This is a genomic window from Streptomyces albospinus (genome assembly GCF_014648695.1).
GTDB classification, from domain to species: domain Bacteria; phylum Actinomycetota; class Actinomycetes; order Streptomycetales; family Streptomycetaceae; genus Streptomyces; species Streptomyces albospinus.
Genome location: NZ_BMRP01000026.1, coordinates 52485 through 66891 on the forward strand (window position 1 = coordinate 52485; position 14407 = coordinate 66891).

The following is a 14407-nucleotide window of genomic DNA, read 5'->3' on the forward strand; positions in this document are numbered from 1 at the left end:
CGCGGCTCGCCCAGTTTATTGAAGGACCTCACGTTGTCTAGCCTTGCAAAGCATTAATTTTTCGGAGGGCCACTACCGATTTCGTAGGTCAGTCGGGTTGCTCTTCTCGCAGCCGCTCCCCAGCGGCCCGGTGGAGCCGCGCCGCTGCCGGGTCTCCGAGGCCGTCGAGGGTGTCCGCAATCCGCAGCTGGAGCCCCGACTCGGCCCGCGCATCGGACGCCTCGCGGGCGGTGCCGAGGGCCTCCAGGAGGCTCCGCAGCGCCTCCTCGGGCCGTCCGGCGTGCTCGTGCACGCGGGCCGTCTCCCCCGTCACCCGCGCCTGACCTGCAAGATCACCGAGCCTGCGGTACGCCCGGGCGGCGGCCCGGCACTCCTTCAGCGCCTGCTCGTACCGGCCGGTGAACCCGAGCGCGATGCCGATCCGGCCGTGCAGCCGCGCCGCGTCGGCCCGCTCGCCGCGGGCGAGCCGCAGCTCCAGCGCCCGCCCGTACCAGTCGGCGGCCCGCGTCCAGTCGCCCAGCTCGGCGTAGCTGTCCCCCAGCGACTCCAGCGCCCGGCCGGTGGCCGCCGGGTCCTTCACCGCGCGCGCCGCCTCCAGCGCACCCCGGTAGCGGGCCAGCGCCTGCTCCGTACGGCCCGCCTGGGCGTCCAGGTCGCCGAGGTTCAGCAGGGCGGCGGCCTGCTCGCGCGGCAGCCGGCGCCGCGAGGCGGCTTCCAGGACGAGCCGGTGCAGGGTGTAGAGGTCGGGCGCGGCGGCCTCGGGGCCGTGGTGGGCGAGCAGCGCACGGGTCAGTGCGGCCAGCAACCGCCGGTCCAGGGTGTCGAGTTGGCCGTCCGCGACGGCGATCCGCGCGGCGTCCAGGAGCGCGCCGCGGCGGGTGCGCAGCCAGTGCGCGGCGGCTGCCCGGGAGGGGAAGCGCAGCGAGCGCGGCAGCCCCGCCGCCTTCCGGCGCGCGGGCGAATCGGCCGGTTCGGCCGCCGCCCGGCAGGACTGGAGCAGCCGTACCGTCCGCTCCAGCATCCGGGCGCGGGCCAACTGCACATCGGCCGGCCGCTCGTACTCCCGGAGCAGTTCGCGGGAGAGCGGGGCGAGGCAGCCGGGCAGCCGGTAGCGGGGGTAGGGCTCGGCGTCGACGGGCGGGATTCCGGGGACGTCCTCGGCGGGCACCGGCCGCAGCAGGCCGAGCGCGGCGAAGTCGTGCAGCACGGTGGCCGCCGCGCCGACCGCGCAGCCGCCCAGCGCGGCGGCGACATGGGCGTCCACCAGGCCGTCCGGGGCGAGGGTGGTCAGCCGCAGTATCCGGGCGGCGGGCTGCGGCAGCGCCTCGTAGGTGAGGTGGAAGGCGCGGTAGAGGGGGCGGTCGCCGGTGGGCAGGTCCGGTGGCACGGGAACGGCGTGCAGTGCCTGGCGCAGGTCGGCGACGGAGAACTTGGGACGGGCGGCGAGCCAGGCGCCCGCCAGTATCAGCGCGGCGGGCTGGCCGCCGCAGTCCTCCGCGACGGCGTCCGCGGTCCGCGGGTCGACGGTGATCCGGGTCGGTCCGGCGTAGCGGCTCAGCACCTCCACGGCGGCGGCGGTGTCCAGCCCGCCGAGAGCGCACGGCCGGACGTCCGGGATGCCGGTCAGCGGCCCCTGCGAGACCACCACCACCAGGCAGTCCGGGGCGTCCGGGATCAGCGGCTCGACCTCTTCGGCGCCCGGTGCGTCGTCCAGCAGGAGCAGCACCCGGCGCCCGGCGAGCGCACCGCGCAGCGCCTCGGTCAGCTCGTCCTCGGGGGCGCCGGGTGCGGCGTCGACGCCCAGCGCGCCGAGCAGTTCGCGGGCGGTGCGGTCGGTGGCCAGGGGTTCGCCGCCGCGTCCGGTCAGCACGGCGCGCAGTACCCCGTCGGGATAGTCGTGCGCCAGCTCGCGGAGCAGTTCCTCGGCCAGCGCCGTACGGCCGGATCCTGGACGGCCGGCGATCAGCAGCACCCGGCTGCGGGCGCCCCGGCGGCCGGAGAGGGTGTCCAGGCCGGCTTGCCGGATGTCGGCGCGCAGGGCCTTGAGCTCACGGCGGCGGCCGGCGAAACCGGCGCGGACGGGGCGGGGGGCGGCACTGTCCTGGCGGGGCCCCGGGGCCCGCCGCTGCTGTGCCGCCGTGCCGGTCCCGCGCACCGCCTCCGGCGCGAGGTGCCCCCCGCCCACCGCCTGGTCCGTCACCGGTCACGCTCCCGTCCACCTGCGCGTACGTGCCCGCCGCGAGCGCGGTCGGGCACGCTGCCGAGCGTAGTTCACGAACCGTCACGTCCCGCGCGGAGCAGGGCGGTTGGATCACTCGATCGGATCGGACGATCATCTGACCGGTGCGGGGAAGGGGGCCGCGCGCCCCCTGGTCAGACCTCGAAGGGGCGGGCCGGCCAGGGCGCGTCGGCCGGCCGCAGCGCCTCCACGCCCGCGCCCGCCTGGGCCGCGGTCAGCGCCAGCGCCCCGACGACCAGGCAGTTGTTGTGCAGCTCGCCGGCCAGCGCCCCGCGGACCAGGTCGGCCAGCGGCACCCGCGCCAGCTCCATGTCGGCCTCCTCCTCGGAGACCTCGAACCGCTCCCCCTCGGCCTCGGACAGATCGCGGGCGAGGAAGATCCGTACCGCCTCGTCGCAGCCGCCCGGTGTGGTGTAGACGTCGGTCAGCACCCGCCAGTCCCCGGCCTTGACGTGCGCCTCCTCGTACAGCTCGCGCTGTGCGGCGTGCAGCGGGTTCTCCCCGGGGACGTCGAGCAGCCCGGCGGGGATCTCCCACAGCCGCTGGCGCACCGGGTGGCGGTACTGGCGCAGCACCAGCACCCGGTCCGCGTCGTCGAGGGCGAGCACCGCCACCGAACCGGGGTGGACCTGGTAGTCGCGCCGGGCGGTGGCACCGTCCGGCATGACGACCTCGTCGGTGCGCACGCTGGTCTTGTTACCGGTGAACGGCGTGGTGGTCGCGGTGACCGTCCACTCCTCCGGGGTGTCCTTGATCGCCATGCGCGTCCTCTCGTGCGGCGGTGCCAACGCAGAAACCGGGGTACGGCCCCGGCGAAGGAGGCCGTACCCCGGCAACGGTATCCGTCGTGCCGCGGGCTACTTCGCGGCGCCCGGCTTCCGCGCGGACTGCTGCCGCTGCACGGCCGCCTTCACCAGGCCGGCGAAGAGCGGGTGCGGGCGGGTCGGGCGGGACCGCAGCTCCGGGTGCGCCTGAGTGGCGACCAGGTAGGGGTGGACCTCGCGCGGGTACTCGACGTACTCGACCAGCTTGTTGTCCGGGGAGGTGCCGGAGAAGACCAGGCCGGCCTTCTTCTCCAGCTCGCCGCGATAGGCGTTGTTGACCTCGTAGCGGTGGCGGTGCCGCTCCTCGACGTAGGGCTGGTCGTCGTAGGTCTCGCGGACGATCGAGCCCTCGGCGAGCTTGGCCGGGTACATGCCGAGCCGCATGGTGCCGCCCATGTCGCCCTCACCCGCGACGATGTCCATCTGCTCGGCCATCGTGGAGATCACCGGGTCGGCCGCGGCCGGGTCGAACTCGGTGGAGTTGGCGCCCTCGATGCCGGCCAGGTTGCGGGCCGCCTCGATGACCACGCACTGGAGGCCCAGGCAGAGGCCGAGCAGCGGGAGCTTGTTCTCGCGGGCGTAGGTGATCGCGCCGACCTTGCCGTCCACACCGCGGTCGCCGAAGCCGCCGGGGATGCAGACCGCGTCGCAGTCGGCGAGCTGCTCGGCGGCGCCGGCCGGGGTCTTGCAGTCGTCGGAGGTGACCCACTTCACCTTCACGCGGGCGCGGTTGGCGAAGCCGCCGGCGCGCAGCGCCTCGGTGACCGAGAGGTAGGCGTCCGGCAGGTCGATGTACTTGCCGACCAGCGCGACCCGGACCTCGTGGTCGGGGTTGTGGACCCGGTCGAGCAGGTCCGCCCACTGGGTCCAGTCGACGTCCCTGAACGGCAGGTCCAGCTTGCGGACCACGTACGCGTCCAGGCCCTCGGCGTGCACGACCTTGGGGATGTCGTAGATCGACGGGGCGTCCGGGCAGGCGATGACCGCGGCCTCGTCGACGTCGCACATCAGCGAGATCTTGCGCTTGATGGCGGTGGGCACCTCGCGGTCGGCGCGCAGCACGATCGCGTCGGGCTGGATGCCGATGTTGCGCAGCGCGGCGACCGAGTGCTGGGTCGGCTTGGTCTTCAGCTCGCCGGACGGGCCGATGTACGGGAGCAGCGAGATGTGCACGACGAAGACGTTGTCCCGGCCGACCTCGTGGCGGACCTGGCGGACGGTCTCCAGGAACGGCAGCGACTCGATGTCGCCGACCGTGCCGCCGACCTCGGTGATCACGACGTCGACGTCGTCGGTCGCCATCCGACGGATGCGGTGCTTGATCTCGTTGGTGATGTGCGGGATGACCTGCACGGTGTCGCCGAGGTACTCGCCGCGCCGCTCCTTGGCGATCACGGTGTTGTAGACCTGGCCGGTGGTGACGTTCGCGGAGCCGTCGAGGTCGACGTCCAGGAAGCGCTCGTAGTGGCCGATGTCCAGGTCGGTCTCGGCACCGTCGTTGGTGACGAAGACCTCGCCGTGCTGGAACGGGTTCATCGTGCCGGGGTCGACGTTCAGGTACGGGTCGAGCTTCTGCATCGTGACCCGCAGGCCGCGCGCCTTCAGGAGCGCACCCAGGCTGGAGGCGGTGAGCCCCTTGCCGAGCGAGGAGGCGACGCCCCCGGTGACGAAGAGGTGCTTGGTCGTCGTGGCTGCATTCAATCGAGAAGCAGTGGGCGGCATGGCCAAGAGGGAGCTCCCGTGGTCGCGAGGTGGAGAGGTGCGAAGCGGCGCCGGTCCTGGGATTCAGGGGGTGCCGTCGCTGCGGTTCGGGGGTGACGTAGTTCTGCTCGGGTCCCACCGGTCCACGGGGTACCAGGCTATCAGCGACCGGGCATGGTCGCTCCCGGCGACTCAGGGGAGCGGTGACATCACCCGGGATCATCCAGGCCACTCGATCGGAGCACCCCACTCCCGTGAGCACCGCGCGCCACACCCGACCGCGTCGTATCCTGCTCGGACACTCGCTACGAGCGGTCCGGAAAAGGCACCACCCCCGCCCGAAATTTCCGGTCCAGCTGCTCGGCGACGTTTCATGGGCAGGACGGACAGCACACAACGTCCCATGGGGGGCGTGACTCCAGTTCGACGGGAGATGCACGTGGCCGGGCGCATCGAGGACTACGCACTTATCGGCGATATGCAGACCGCCGCTCTCGTGTGCCGGGACGGCACGGTCGACTGGCTGTGCCTGCCCCGCTTCGACTCGCCGGCGGTCTTCGCGGGGCTGCTGGGCACCGAGGAGCACGGCTTCTGGCGGATGGGCCCCGTCAACGGCAACGGCCCGAAGCAGGCCGACCGTCGCCGCTATCGAGGGGATTCACTCGTTCTGGAATCCGAGTGGGACACCCCGCGCGGTACCGTCCGGGTGATCGACTTCATGCCGCCGCGGGACGGTGCGCCGCAGGTGATCCGCATCGTGGAGGGCGTCAGCGGCCGGGTCCCGATGCGCTCGGAGCTGCGGATGCGGTTCGCGTACGGCTGGGTGGTGCCGTGGGTCCACAAGGTGGACGGCCGGACGGTGGCGGTCGCCGGACCCGATTCGGTATGGCTGGACACGTCCGTGGAGACGTACGGCAAGGATCTGACGACGTACTCCGACTTCACCGTCGCGCCCGGGGAGCGGATCGCGTTCACGCTCAGCTGGCAGCCCTCGCACCACCAGCCGCCGGCCGCCGCGGCGGACCCGGAGGGCGCGCTGGAGGCGACCGAGGAGTTCTGGCGCGAGTGGGTCGAGCACTGCACCTACCACGGGCCGTACCGGGACGCGGTGGTGCGCTCGCTGATCACGCTGAAGGCGCTCACGTACGCGCCGACCGGCGGGATCGTGGCGGCGCCGACCACGTCGCTGCCCGAGTGCATCGGCGGGATCCGCAACTGGGACTACCGCTTCACCTGGCTGCGGGACGCGGCGATCACCCTGTCCTCCCTGCTGCGCACCGGCTACCGCGAAGAGGCGCGGGCCTGGCGGGAGTGGCTGCTGCGGGCGGTGGCCGGCGATCCGGAAAACCTCCAGATCATGTACGGCATCGCGGGTGAGCGGGAGCTGGGCGAGAACGAGCTCAACTGGCTTCCCGGGTACGAGAATTCGCGTCCCGTGCGGGTCGGCAACGGCGCCGCGGGGCAGCTCCAGCTGGATGTCTACGGCGAGGTCACCGAGGCGCTGCACCTGGCGCACATGACGGGGCTGGCCCGCAACGACTACGCCTCGCTGCTCCAGATCAAGCTGATCCAGTGGGTGGAGAAGCACTGGGACGAGCCGGACGAGGGCATCTGGGAGGTCCGCGGTCCGCGCCGGCACTTCGTGCACTCCAAGGTCATGACCTGGGTCGCGGTCGACCGCACGGTCAAGCTGATCGAGTCCGGGGACGTGGACGGGCCGCTGGACCGCTGGAAGGACCTGCGCGAGACCATCCACCGGGACGTCTGCGAGAAGGGCTACGACAAGGAGCGCAACACCTTCACCCAGTCCTACGGCTCCGAGGAACTGGACGCCTCGCTGCTGCTGATCCCGCAGATGGGCTTCCTGCCGCCGGACGACAAGCGCGTCATCGGCACCATCGAGGCCATCCAGCGGGAGCTGGGCACGGAGGACGGCTTCATCCTGCGGTATCCGACGGCCGGCGAGGGGCTGGGCGTGGACGGGCTCGAAGGGGACGAAGGGGCCTTCCTGGCCTGCTCGTTCTGGCTGGCGGACGATCTGGCGATGATCGGCCGGGTGGAGGAGGCCCGCAAGCTCTTCGAGAAGCTGCTCTCGCTCCGCAACGACCTGGGGCTGCTGGCGGAGGAGTGGGACCCCCGGCTCAAGCGGCAGGTGGGGAACTTCCCGCAGGCGTTCAGCCACGTCCCGCTGATCGACACCGCGCTGCGGCTGACGGCGAGCGGGGCGTACGGGGGGTAGGGCGCGTCCCCGCGCTCGTCCGGCACTCCCGCGTTCCCGGGTGCCGCCCGGTGGGTCCGGGCGGCACCTTTCGTATGCCGGGGCCGGGGGCCGCGGGCGTCGGGACTCAGAAAGCGGTCAGGGTGAGGGTGAGTTCCTTCGGGGCGGGGTCCTCGATGTACGAGGCGAAGCCGGCGACGTCGTCGAAGGCGAAGCCGTACGCCCTGCCGTCCCGGGTCGCGGCGTGCATGGCGGCGGCGTAGTGGTTGGTGAGCCGCTGCTGGTAGAAGGCGGCCGGGTCGGTGGTGGGCTGGGCGGGGTGGGTCGTGAGGGTGGAGCGGTTGAGGGCGGCGCCGAGAACGGCGGCGACCGGGCCGAGGGTGCCGTCGTTGGGGGCGGCGAGGGTGCCGTCGCAGAAGAGGACGTCGCGGGTGGAGGGCTTGGCGAAGGAGACCGCCTTGGGGCCCGTGAAGCCGAGCCGGTCGCCGCTGACCCGGCCGGTGAACGTGCCCGCGTTGGTGGTGACGGTCAGGTCCTTGGACGCGTAGGCGGTCCATGCCTCGTCGATGGCGGGGGCGAGGTAGTCCTTGCCGAACAGGCCGCTGTCCAGGCCGTGGCCGGGGGCGATGACCCGCTTGTCGCCGACGACCAGCCGGTCGAAGCCCTCGGCGCCCTTGACGTCGGAGAAGATCCGGGCGCGGGCGCCGTCCTTGAGCGTGCCGGTGGTCTGGTCCCTGGCGCCGGTGAGCCGGAGGGCCAGCGGCACGCTGAACATGTCGACCATGGTGGTGTTGCAGTACATCCCGCCGGCGGTGTGGGTGAACTCCGCGCAGTCGTGCAGCACGTCGTAGTTGGGGTCGGAGGCGACCCAGCCCGCGGGGTAGGCGAGCGCGGGCTTCCCGTTGCCGTCGGCGACCGCCTTGATCTTGAGCTTGCCGCCGAGCGCGGTGTAGATCCGGCCGGACATCGGGGGGAGTTGGAGGGTCGTGGTGCCGCCGGCGGCGAGGGGTATGGCGTAGTCGGTGAAGCCGTCCGGGCCGTTGTCGGCGACGGCGACGGGCTTGAGCTGCCCGTCCGCGGTGACGTGGACCTGCTGGGTGCCGTCGTTGCCGAGGATGTAGACCCAGACCGAGGAGTTGGCGTAGGCGCCGGAGCTGTTGACGATGTGGAGGGGCAGGCCGGCGGCGGACGGGCCGGCCGGGGCGGGGGCACCGAGGGCGCGGGCGGCGGTTGCCAGGCCGGCGGTGGCGGCGGCGCCGGCGGCCAGGCCGCCGAGGAGGCTGCGACGGGTGATCACGGGCTGCTCCTTGTGGGGGGTGTGTGACGGGAGTGCTCTCGCCACGGAGGTACCCGGAACCCTGCCGAGCCGGTGGAGCACCGTCAACGGGGCGTAACGGAAAAGGAGTTGGAGCGGGCATCGCGGTGCCCGTACGGGCGGGACGGGTGCCCCGCGGCCCGGGTGCCGCGCGGCGGCCATCCGGATCACGGCCCTCCGGACAGCCGGACTGCGGGTAGCGTTCGTCGCCATGGGGCAGCAACGGAAGATCGAAGCCGAGATCACGGTACGCAGGGCGCTGGAGCTGCCCGCGCTGCGGCGCGGCCTGCCGGAGGTACTGGCCGGCGAGGACCGGCTGGACCGGGCGGTGCGCTGGGTGCACGCCGGCGAGGTCCCGCACATCGCCTCGCTGCTCAAGGGCGGCGAGCTGCTGCTGACCACCGGCCTCGGGGTGGGCACCCGGCCCTCCGAGCAGCGCGCCTTCATCCGCAGACTCGCCGACCGCGACATCGCCGCGCTCGTGGTGGAGCTGGGCTCCCGGTTCGGCACGCTGCCCACGGCGCTGATCGACGCCGCGCGGGACTGCGGGCTGCCGCTGGTCCAGCTGCACCGCGAGGTCCCGTACGTCACGGTGACCGAGGAGATCCACACCGAGATCATCAACAGCCACTACACCTTGCTGCGGCGGGCCGACGAGCTGCTGCGGCGCTGTACCGACGTGCTGCTGCGCGGCGGCGGTGCCCCCGAGGTGCTGCGGCTGCTCGCCGTCTTCACCGGCAATCCGCTGTGCCTGGAGGCCCCCGACGGCAGCCCGCTGTACGCGGCGGGCCCGGAGGGCGACGACGGGCCCGCGGACGCCGATCCGCTGCTGGCCTGGGAGGGCCTGCGCGACACCGGGATGCGGATCGACGTGCCCGGGGGCGGGCCCGGGCCCGAATCGGTCCGCGCCCGGCTGGTGCTGCTGCCGGTCAACGCCCCGCCGGCGCCGGTCCACCGGATCGCCGCGGAGCGGGCCGCCGATCTGCTCGCCGTCGTCATGCTCCAGTCCCGCCAGGAGGAGGTGCTGGCCGCGCGCGGGCGCGGGGACTTCCTCGCCGAGCTGGCGGAGGGCCGGATCTCCGCGACCGAGGCCCCCGCCCAGGCCCGGCTCCTGGGGTTCCGCCCCGGTGCCGACCCGGTGCTCCCGGTGGTGATGCGGCTGCCCGTCGCGCTGCCCTCCCCCGGCAGCTGGGCGCTGCTCGCCCAGGCGCTGCGCGAGGAACTGGCCGCCCTCGGCGTGCCCGTACTCCTCGGCGTCCGTCCCGTGGAGGGCCGGGTCCCGCTGCTGGTGGCACTGCGGGCGGGCCAGGGCCGGGCCGCGCTCGCCGACCGGATCGCCGAGGCACTGCGCGCCGGGGTCGCCCGCGCGGGCCTGGCCCGGCCGTCCGCGCACCGCCCGGTGGTCGTCGTCGGTACGGCGGGCGACTGGGCGGCGGCCGGCCCCGGGCTGCGGCACGCCGGGGAGGCCGCGGCAGCCGCCCAGGGGCTGCCGGAGCAGCCCTGGTACGACGCCCGCCGCCTGGACATCGAGCTGCTGCTGTGGCGGATGCGGGAGCACGGCGAACAGGGGGTGCTCACCGACTTCGTGGAACGCGCCATCGGGCCGCTGCTCGCCCATGACCGCGGCGCCCGCCAGCCGCTGCTGCCGACCCTGGAGGCGTACCTGGCCAGCGCGGGCCGCAAGGCGGAGACCGCCCGCGATCTGAACGTGAACCGGCAGACGCTCTACGACCGGCTGGCGCGCATCGCCCAGCTGCTGGGCACGGACCTGGACGATCCGCAGACGGTGCTCGGGCTGCGGCTGGCGCTGCGGGCGCGGCGGCACACGGACCGGCCGTAGTCCGGGGCCCGGCGGGCCCGGCACGTCAGACCGGCTGCACCGGCTGCACCGGCTGGGTCAACTCGTCGTAGACGCTGAGCACTTGGGCGACCGTGTCGTTCTCGCTGGGCCAGCCGGCGGCCTGGACGCGGCCCGCCTCGGCGAGGGCGTCGCGGCGCACCGGGTCGGCGAGCAGGTCGAGCACCGTACGGGCGAGGGCGGTGGCGTCCCCGTAGCGGACCAGTTCCGCGGCCCGGCCGACCAGTTCGCGGGTGCCGCCGGTGTCGGTGGCCACCAGCGGGACCCCGGCGCGCAGCGCCTCCTGAGCGATCAGCGAGCGGGCCTCCCACCGGCTGGGCAGCACCACCAGGTCGGCGGCGGCGAGGAGTTCGGGCACGTCGTCGCGGCGGCCGAGCAGCTGGACGGGCAGCCGCTCGCTGTCGATCCGCCGCTGGAGCGCGGCCCGCTGCTCGCCCTCGCCCGCGATGGCGAGCAGCGGCTGGGGATCCAGCGCGCACCAGGCGTGCGCCGCGTCCAGCAGCAGATCGTGGCCCTGGTACGGGTCGAGCCGGCCGACCGCGAGCAGCAACGGCCGGTCCACCGCGCCCAGTTCGGCCCGCTCCTTGTCGCGGGCGCGGTCGTCGTCCGCGGGGTCGCCGGGGATGCCGTCGGGCCGGGGGCACGGGATGGCGACCGGCGCCAGCCGGGCATCGCGGGCGCCCCGCTCGCGCGCCCGGTCGACGAGGTCGGAGCAGACGCCCAGGACGACGGCGGCGGCGCGGGCCACCCGCCGCTCCATCAGATGCACGATCCGGGCCCGCGCGCCCTCGGTGTGCGCCTTGGTGTGCCAGGTGATGACGAGGGGCACCCGTCCGCCCCGGGGGCCGCGCAGTCCGCGCAGTGCGACGGAGGCGCGCAGCCCGGCCCGCAGGCCGTGGGCGTGCACCAGGTCGGCGTCCCAGCAGGCGCTGCGCAGGGTGGCCATGCCCGCCGGGTCCATCCGCGGGGCGACCTGCACGAACCGGGCCCCCGCCGCGCCGAAGCCGTACGCCTCCTCGGCCTCGGGGGTGGCGCACACGGTGACCCGTACCCCGCGTGCGACCAGCCCTTCGGCCAGCGAACGGACGTGCGCCGCGCTGCCGCCGCTGCCGTGGCCGAGCACCTGGACCGTGCGCAGCGGCGACAGGCCGTGCGCCGGGGACGGGGTGCTGGTCACGTGGTCGGGCTCCTGGTTCGGCGCCGGCACGTACCGTACCGGCGAGGCGGTTTCCTGCTGCGAGGTGCTGCGATGCGCCGCGACCCGCAGGCGGTGCCCGTCCTCGGGAGGGACGGGGCGGGCCGGCGGCGGCACTGCGCACCGCGCCCAGGATGCCAGTCCGGCGACGTCAATTCGCCACCGTGCGGACGCCGTTCCGGTGGGAAGTCTCACCCCCGGATCCCGGGATTCACCCACATGGGCGACAAGCCGACCACGCGGATCGCTCTCCGGACCAGCCGAACCCACCCGCCCGGTCCCCGTCCACCGCTGTCCGGAACCCGTCCTTCACTGTCCGGATCCGCCCGTCCCCGGTACGGGCGCGACCGCGGCCCCGAGCGGGTCCGACCGGAAGAGGCGCCGACGGCCCGGGGCGGAGGGCTGCGGCGGCCACGTCGTCGGACGCGCCGCCGCCCGCCCTCGCCGACATGCCGCTCCCCTCACCCGGCCCGTCCCGGCGCTCGGCTCCCCGTCCCTCGGGCCTGTCCGTAGGTGTCCCGTTCCGGCTGCTATGCCCCGGTACGCGCGGCCTCCAGCAGTTCCTCCGCATGTGCGCGGGCGGTCTCGGAGTCCTCCTGGCCGGCGAGCATGCGGGACAGCTCGCGGACCCGCTCCTCGCCCTCCAGGACCGTGACGCCGCTGCGGGTGACCGAACCGTCGTTGGTCTTCTCCACCAGGAGCTGGCGATCCGCGAAGGCCGCGACCTGCGGGAGGTGGGTGACCACCACGACCTGCGCAGACTTGGCGAGCCTGGCCAGCCGCCGGCCGACCTCGACGGCAGCCTTGCCGCCGACGCCCGCGTCGACCTCGTCGAAGAGATACGTCGGCACCGGGTCGGTGCCGGCGAAGACGACCTCCACGGCGAGCATCACCCGGGAGAGCTCACCGCCGGACGCGCCCTTGGCGATCGGTCGGGGCGGGGCGCCCGGGTGCGGGGCGAGGAGGAGTTCGACCTCGTCGGCACCGGCCGGCCCGTAGGCCACGGTCCGGCCGTTCACCTCGATGCCGTCGGCGCCCTCGGCGTCCCCGCTCACCTCGGTTTGGCGGATCGAGACGCTCACCCGGGCGTGCGGCATGGCGAGTTCGCCGAGCTCGGTGGTGACCGCGTCCGCGAAGCGCTTCGCCGAGGCGGTCCGGGCGTCGGTCAACTCCTGTGCCAGCTCGCCCAGTTCGGTGCGGAGGGCGTCGCGCTCGGCGGTCAGCTCACCGATCCGGTCGTCGTCGCCGTCCAGTTCGGCGAGCCGGGCGGCGCTCTGCTCGGACCAGGCCAGCACCGCCGTGATGTCCTCGCCGTACTTGCGCACCAGGTGGTTCAGGGCGGCGCGGCGCTCCTCGACGGCCGCCAGCCGCAGCGGGTCCGCGTCCAGGCCGTCCGCGTAACCCGCCAGTTCGCCCGCGACGTCCGCCATCAGGATGCCGATCTCGCCGAGCCGCTCGGCGAGTGCGGCGAGCGCCGGGTCGTGGCTGCGGACGGCCTCCAGCGCACGGTGCGCACCGGCGACCAGGGTGGTGGCGTCGACGCCCTCGGGGTCCTCGGGGTTGCCGGCCAGCGCGGCGTGCGCGGCGGACGCCGCGGAGGCCAGCGCCTCGGCGTGCCCGAGCCGCTCGGCCTCGGCGGCGAGTTCGGTGTCCTCGCCGGCCTGCGGCTCGGCGGCGGCGATCTCGTCGAGGCCGAAGCGCAGCAGGTCGGCTTCCTGGGAGCGTTCCCTGGCCCGGGTGGTCAGCTCGGCCAGCTCGGCGGCGACGGCGCGCAGCCGGCGGTGGGCGGCCGTGTACTTGGCGAGCGGGACGGCCACCGCGTCCCCGGCGTAGCGGTCCAGGGACTCGCGCTGGCGGGCCGGCCGCAGCAGGCCCTGCTGGTCGGTCTGGCCGTGGACGGCGACCAGGTCGTCGGCCAATTCGCCGAGCAGGCCGACCGGTACGGACCGGCCGCCCACGTGGGCGCGCGAGCGGCCCTCGGCGGAGACCGTGCGGCTGATCAGCAGCGCGCCGTCGTCCAGCTCCGCACCGGCCTCCTCGGCCCGTACGGCAGCGGGCGCCGTGGCGGCGAGGGTGATCCTGCCTTCCACGACCGCCGACTTGGCGCCGATCCGCACCAGGGCGGGGTCCGCGCGCCCGCCCAGCAGCAGGCCGAGGCTGGTGACGACCATGGTCTTGCCGGCGCCGGTCTCGCCGGTCACCGCCGTGAAGCCCGGGGACAGCTCGACAACGGCGTCGTCAATGACGCCCAGGGACCGGATCCGCATCTCCTCCAACACGGACACGACCTTACGAGGTCCGGGGGCCGCCCCGCGACGGCCTCCCCCTCACTCCCGCCCGGCCCCGCCCGCCCGCGGCCCCCGACCTGCGGTTCTCCGCCCCCCGGACCTGCGGAAAACCCCACCCGGGATGGAGTGCGGGCCGCATGGTGGCGGACCGCATCCGGACGTCACGCTGGTCCGGGAACGGAACCGGGCGGCACGAACGGAACCGACCGGCGCGAAGGGTGCGAACGAGGGAAGAGGGACACACATGTCCAGCGGATTGGCGCGGGCCGCGCTGCGCGGTCACCGACCCGCGTTCGCGGGGACGGCGGTGGCGACGCTGTTCGCCGCGACCGTGGTCGGGGCGTCGACGACGATGCTCGCCGCAACCGGTGCGGACGGCGTCCCCGCATCCGCACGGCGCGTGATGGCGGCCCATCACGTAGGGGACATGGCGGTCGTGCTGCTCCTCGGCTCGGTCTATCTGTCGGTGTTCGTGGTCGCCTCGACGATGGGCACCGCCGTCACCCAGCAGCACCGCGAGTTCGCGATGCTGCGCGCGATCGGCGCCCGGCCCTGGCAGATCCGGCGGGCCACCGCCGCGCAGGCGGTCGCGGCCTCGGTCCCCTCGGCCCTGGCCGGGTGCCCGCTGGGTGCGGTGCTGGCGCGCGAGTGGTTCGGCGGCATGGTCGGCCACGGCCTCGTTCCGCCCGGGGTGCCGTTCCGCTTCAGCTGGGTCGCGCTGCCGGTGTGCCTGGGGGTGGCGGTGGTCACCTCGGCGGTGGCCGGGCTG

Annotated in this window: 9 protein-coding genes; 3 read left to right on the forward strand and 6 right to left on the reverse strand. The window is 74.3% G+C overall.

Annotation, left to right across the window (positions count from 1 at the left end):
• Positions 1 to 88: 88 nt before the first annotated feature.
• The 3 genes from IEZ17_RS28620 to pyrG all read right to left on the reverse strand — a co-directional run bounded on the left by IEZ17_RS28620 (position 89) and on the right by pyrG (position 4785).
• Positions 89 to 2200: a tetratricopeptide repeat protein gene (locus IEZ17_RS28620; RefSeq protein WP_189305085.1), complete on the reverse strand. Its 2112-nt coding sequence runs from the start codon at positions 2198 to 2200 to the stop codon at positions 89 to 91.
• 173 nt (positions 2201 to 2373) lie between these two features.
• Complete coding sequence (locus tag IEZ17_RS28625; protein WP_189305087.1) at positions 2374 to 3000, reverse strand: NUDIX domain-containing protein; 627 nt, start codon at positions 2998 to 3000, stop codon at positions 2374 to 2376.
• A 96-nt stretch (positions 3001 to 3096) separates the two neighbouring features.
• Positions 3097 to 4785 carry a CTP synthase gene (pyrG, locus tag IEZ17_RS28630; RefSeq protein WP_189305089.1) on the reverse strand — a complete coding sequence of 563 codons (1689 nt, stop codon included), beginning with the start codon at positions 4783 to 4785 and terminating at the stop codon, positions 3097 to 3099.
• A 412-nt stretch (positions 4786 to 5197) separates the two neighbouring features.
• Here pyrG and IEZ17_RS28635 point away from each other — a divergent pair, with 412 nt between their 5' ends.
• Complete coding sequence (locus IEZ17_RS28635; protein WP_189305137.1) at positions 5198 to 7003, forward strand: glycoside hydrolase family 15 protein; 1806 nt, start codon at positions 5198 to 5200, stop codon at positions 7001 to 7003.
• A gap of 106 nt (positions 7004 to 7109) precedes the next feature.
• On the opposite strand, the gene IEZ17_RS28640 is transcribed toward IEZ17_RS28635, so the two are convergent.
• Positions 7110 to 8279, reverse strand: coding sequence for a beta-1,3-glucanase family protein (locus IEZ17_RS28640; protein ID WP_189305091.1), 1170 nt, complete (start codon positions 8277 to 8279; stop codon positions 7110 to 7112).
• Positions 8280 to 8508: 229 nt separating this feature from the next.
• Between IEZ17_RS28640 and IEZ17_RS28645 the strand changes: the two genes are divergently transcribed.
• Positions 8509 to 10137 carry a PucR family transcriptional regulator gene (locus IEZ17_RS28645; protein WP_189305093.1) on the forward strand — a complete coding sequence of 543 codons (1629 nt, stop codon included), beginning with the start codon at positions 8509 to 8511 and terminating at the stop codon, positions 10135 to 10137.
• A gap of 25 nt (positions 10138 to 10162) precedes the next feature.
• Here the strand turns inward: IEZ17_RS28645 and IEZ17_RS28650 are convergent, their stop codons facing one another.
• The gene (locus IEZ17_RS28650; RefSeq protein ID WP_189305096.1) at positions 10163 to 11332 is read right to left on the reverse strand and encodes a glycosyltransferase family 4 protein; all 1170 of its coding nucleotides are present in this window, start codon (positions 11330 to 11332) and stop codon (positions 10163 to 10165) included.
• Between the two features lie 548 nt (positions 11333 to 11880).
• The gene (gene recN, locus IEZ17_RS28655) at positions 11881 to 13617 is read right to left on the reverse strand and encodes a DNA repair protein RecN (protein ID WP_189305139.1); all 1737 of its coding nucleotides are present in this window, start codon (positions 13615 to 13617) and stop codon (positions 11881 to 11883) included.
• A gap of 265 nt (positions 13618 to 13882) precedes the next feature.
• Between recN and IEZ17_RS42995 the strand changes: the two genes are divergently transcribed.
• Positions 13883 to 14407, forward strand: a 525-nt coding sequence (locus IEZ17_RS42995) for an FtsX-like permease family protein (RefSeq protein ID WP_229852746.1), incomplete at its 3' end; no start/stop codon positions are given.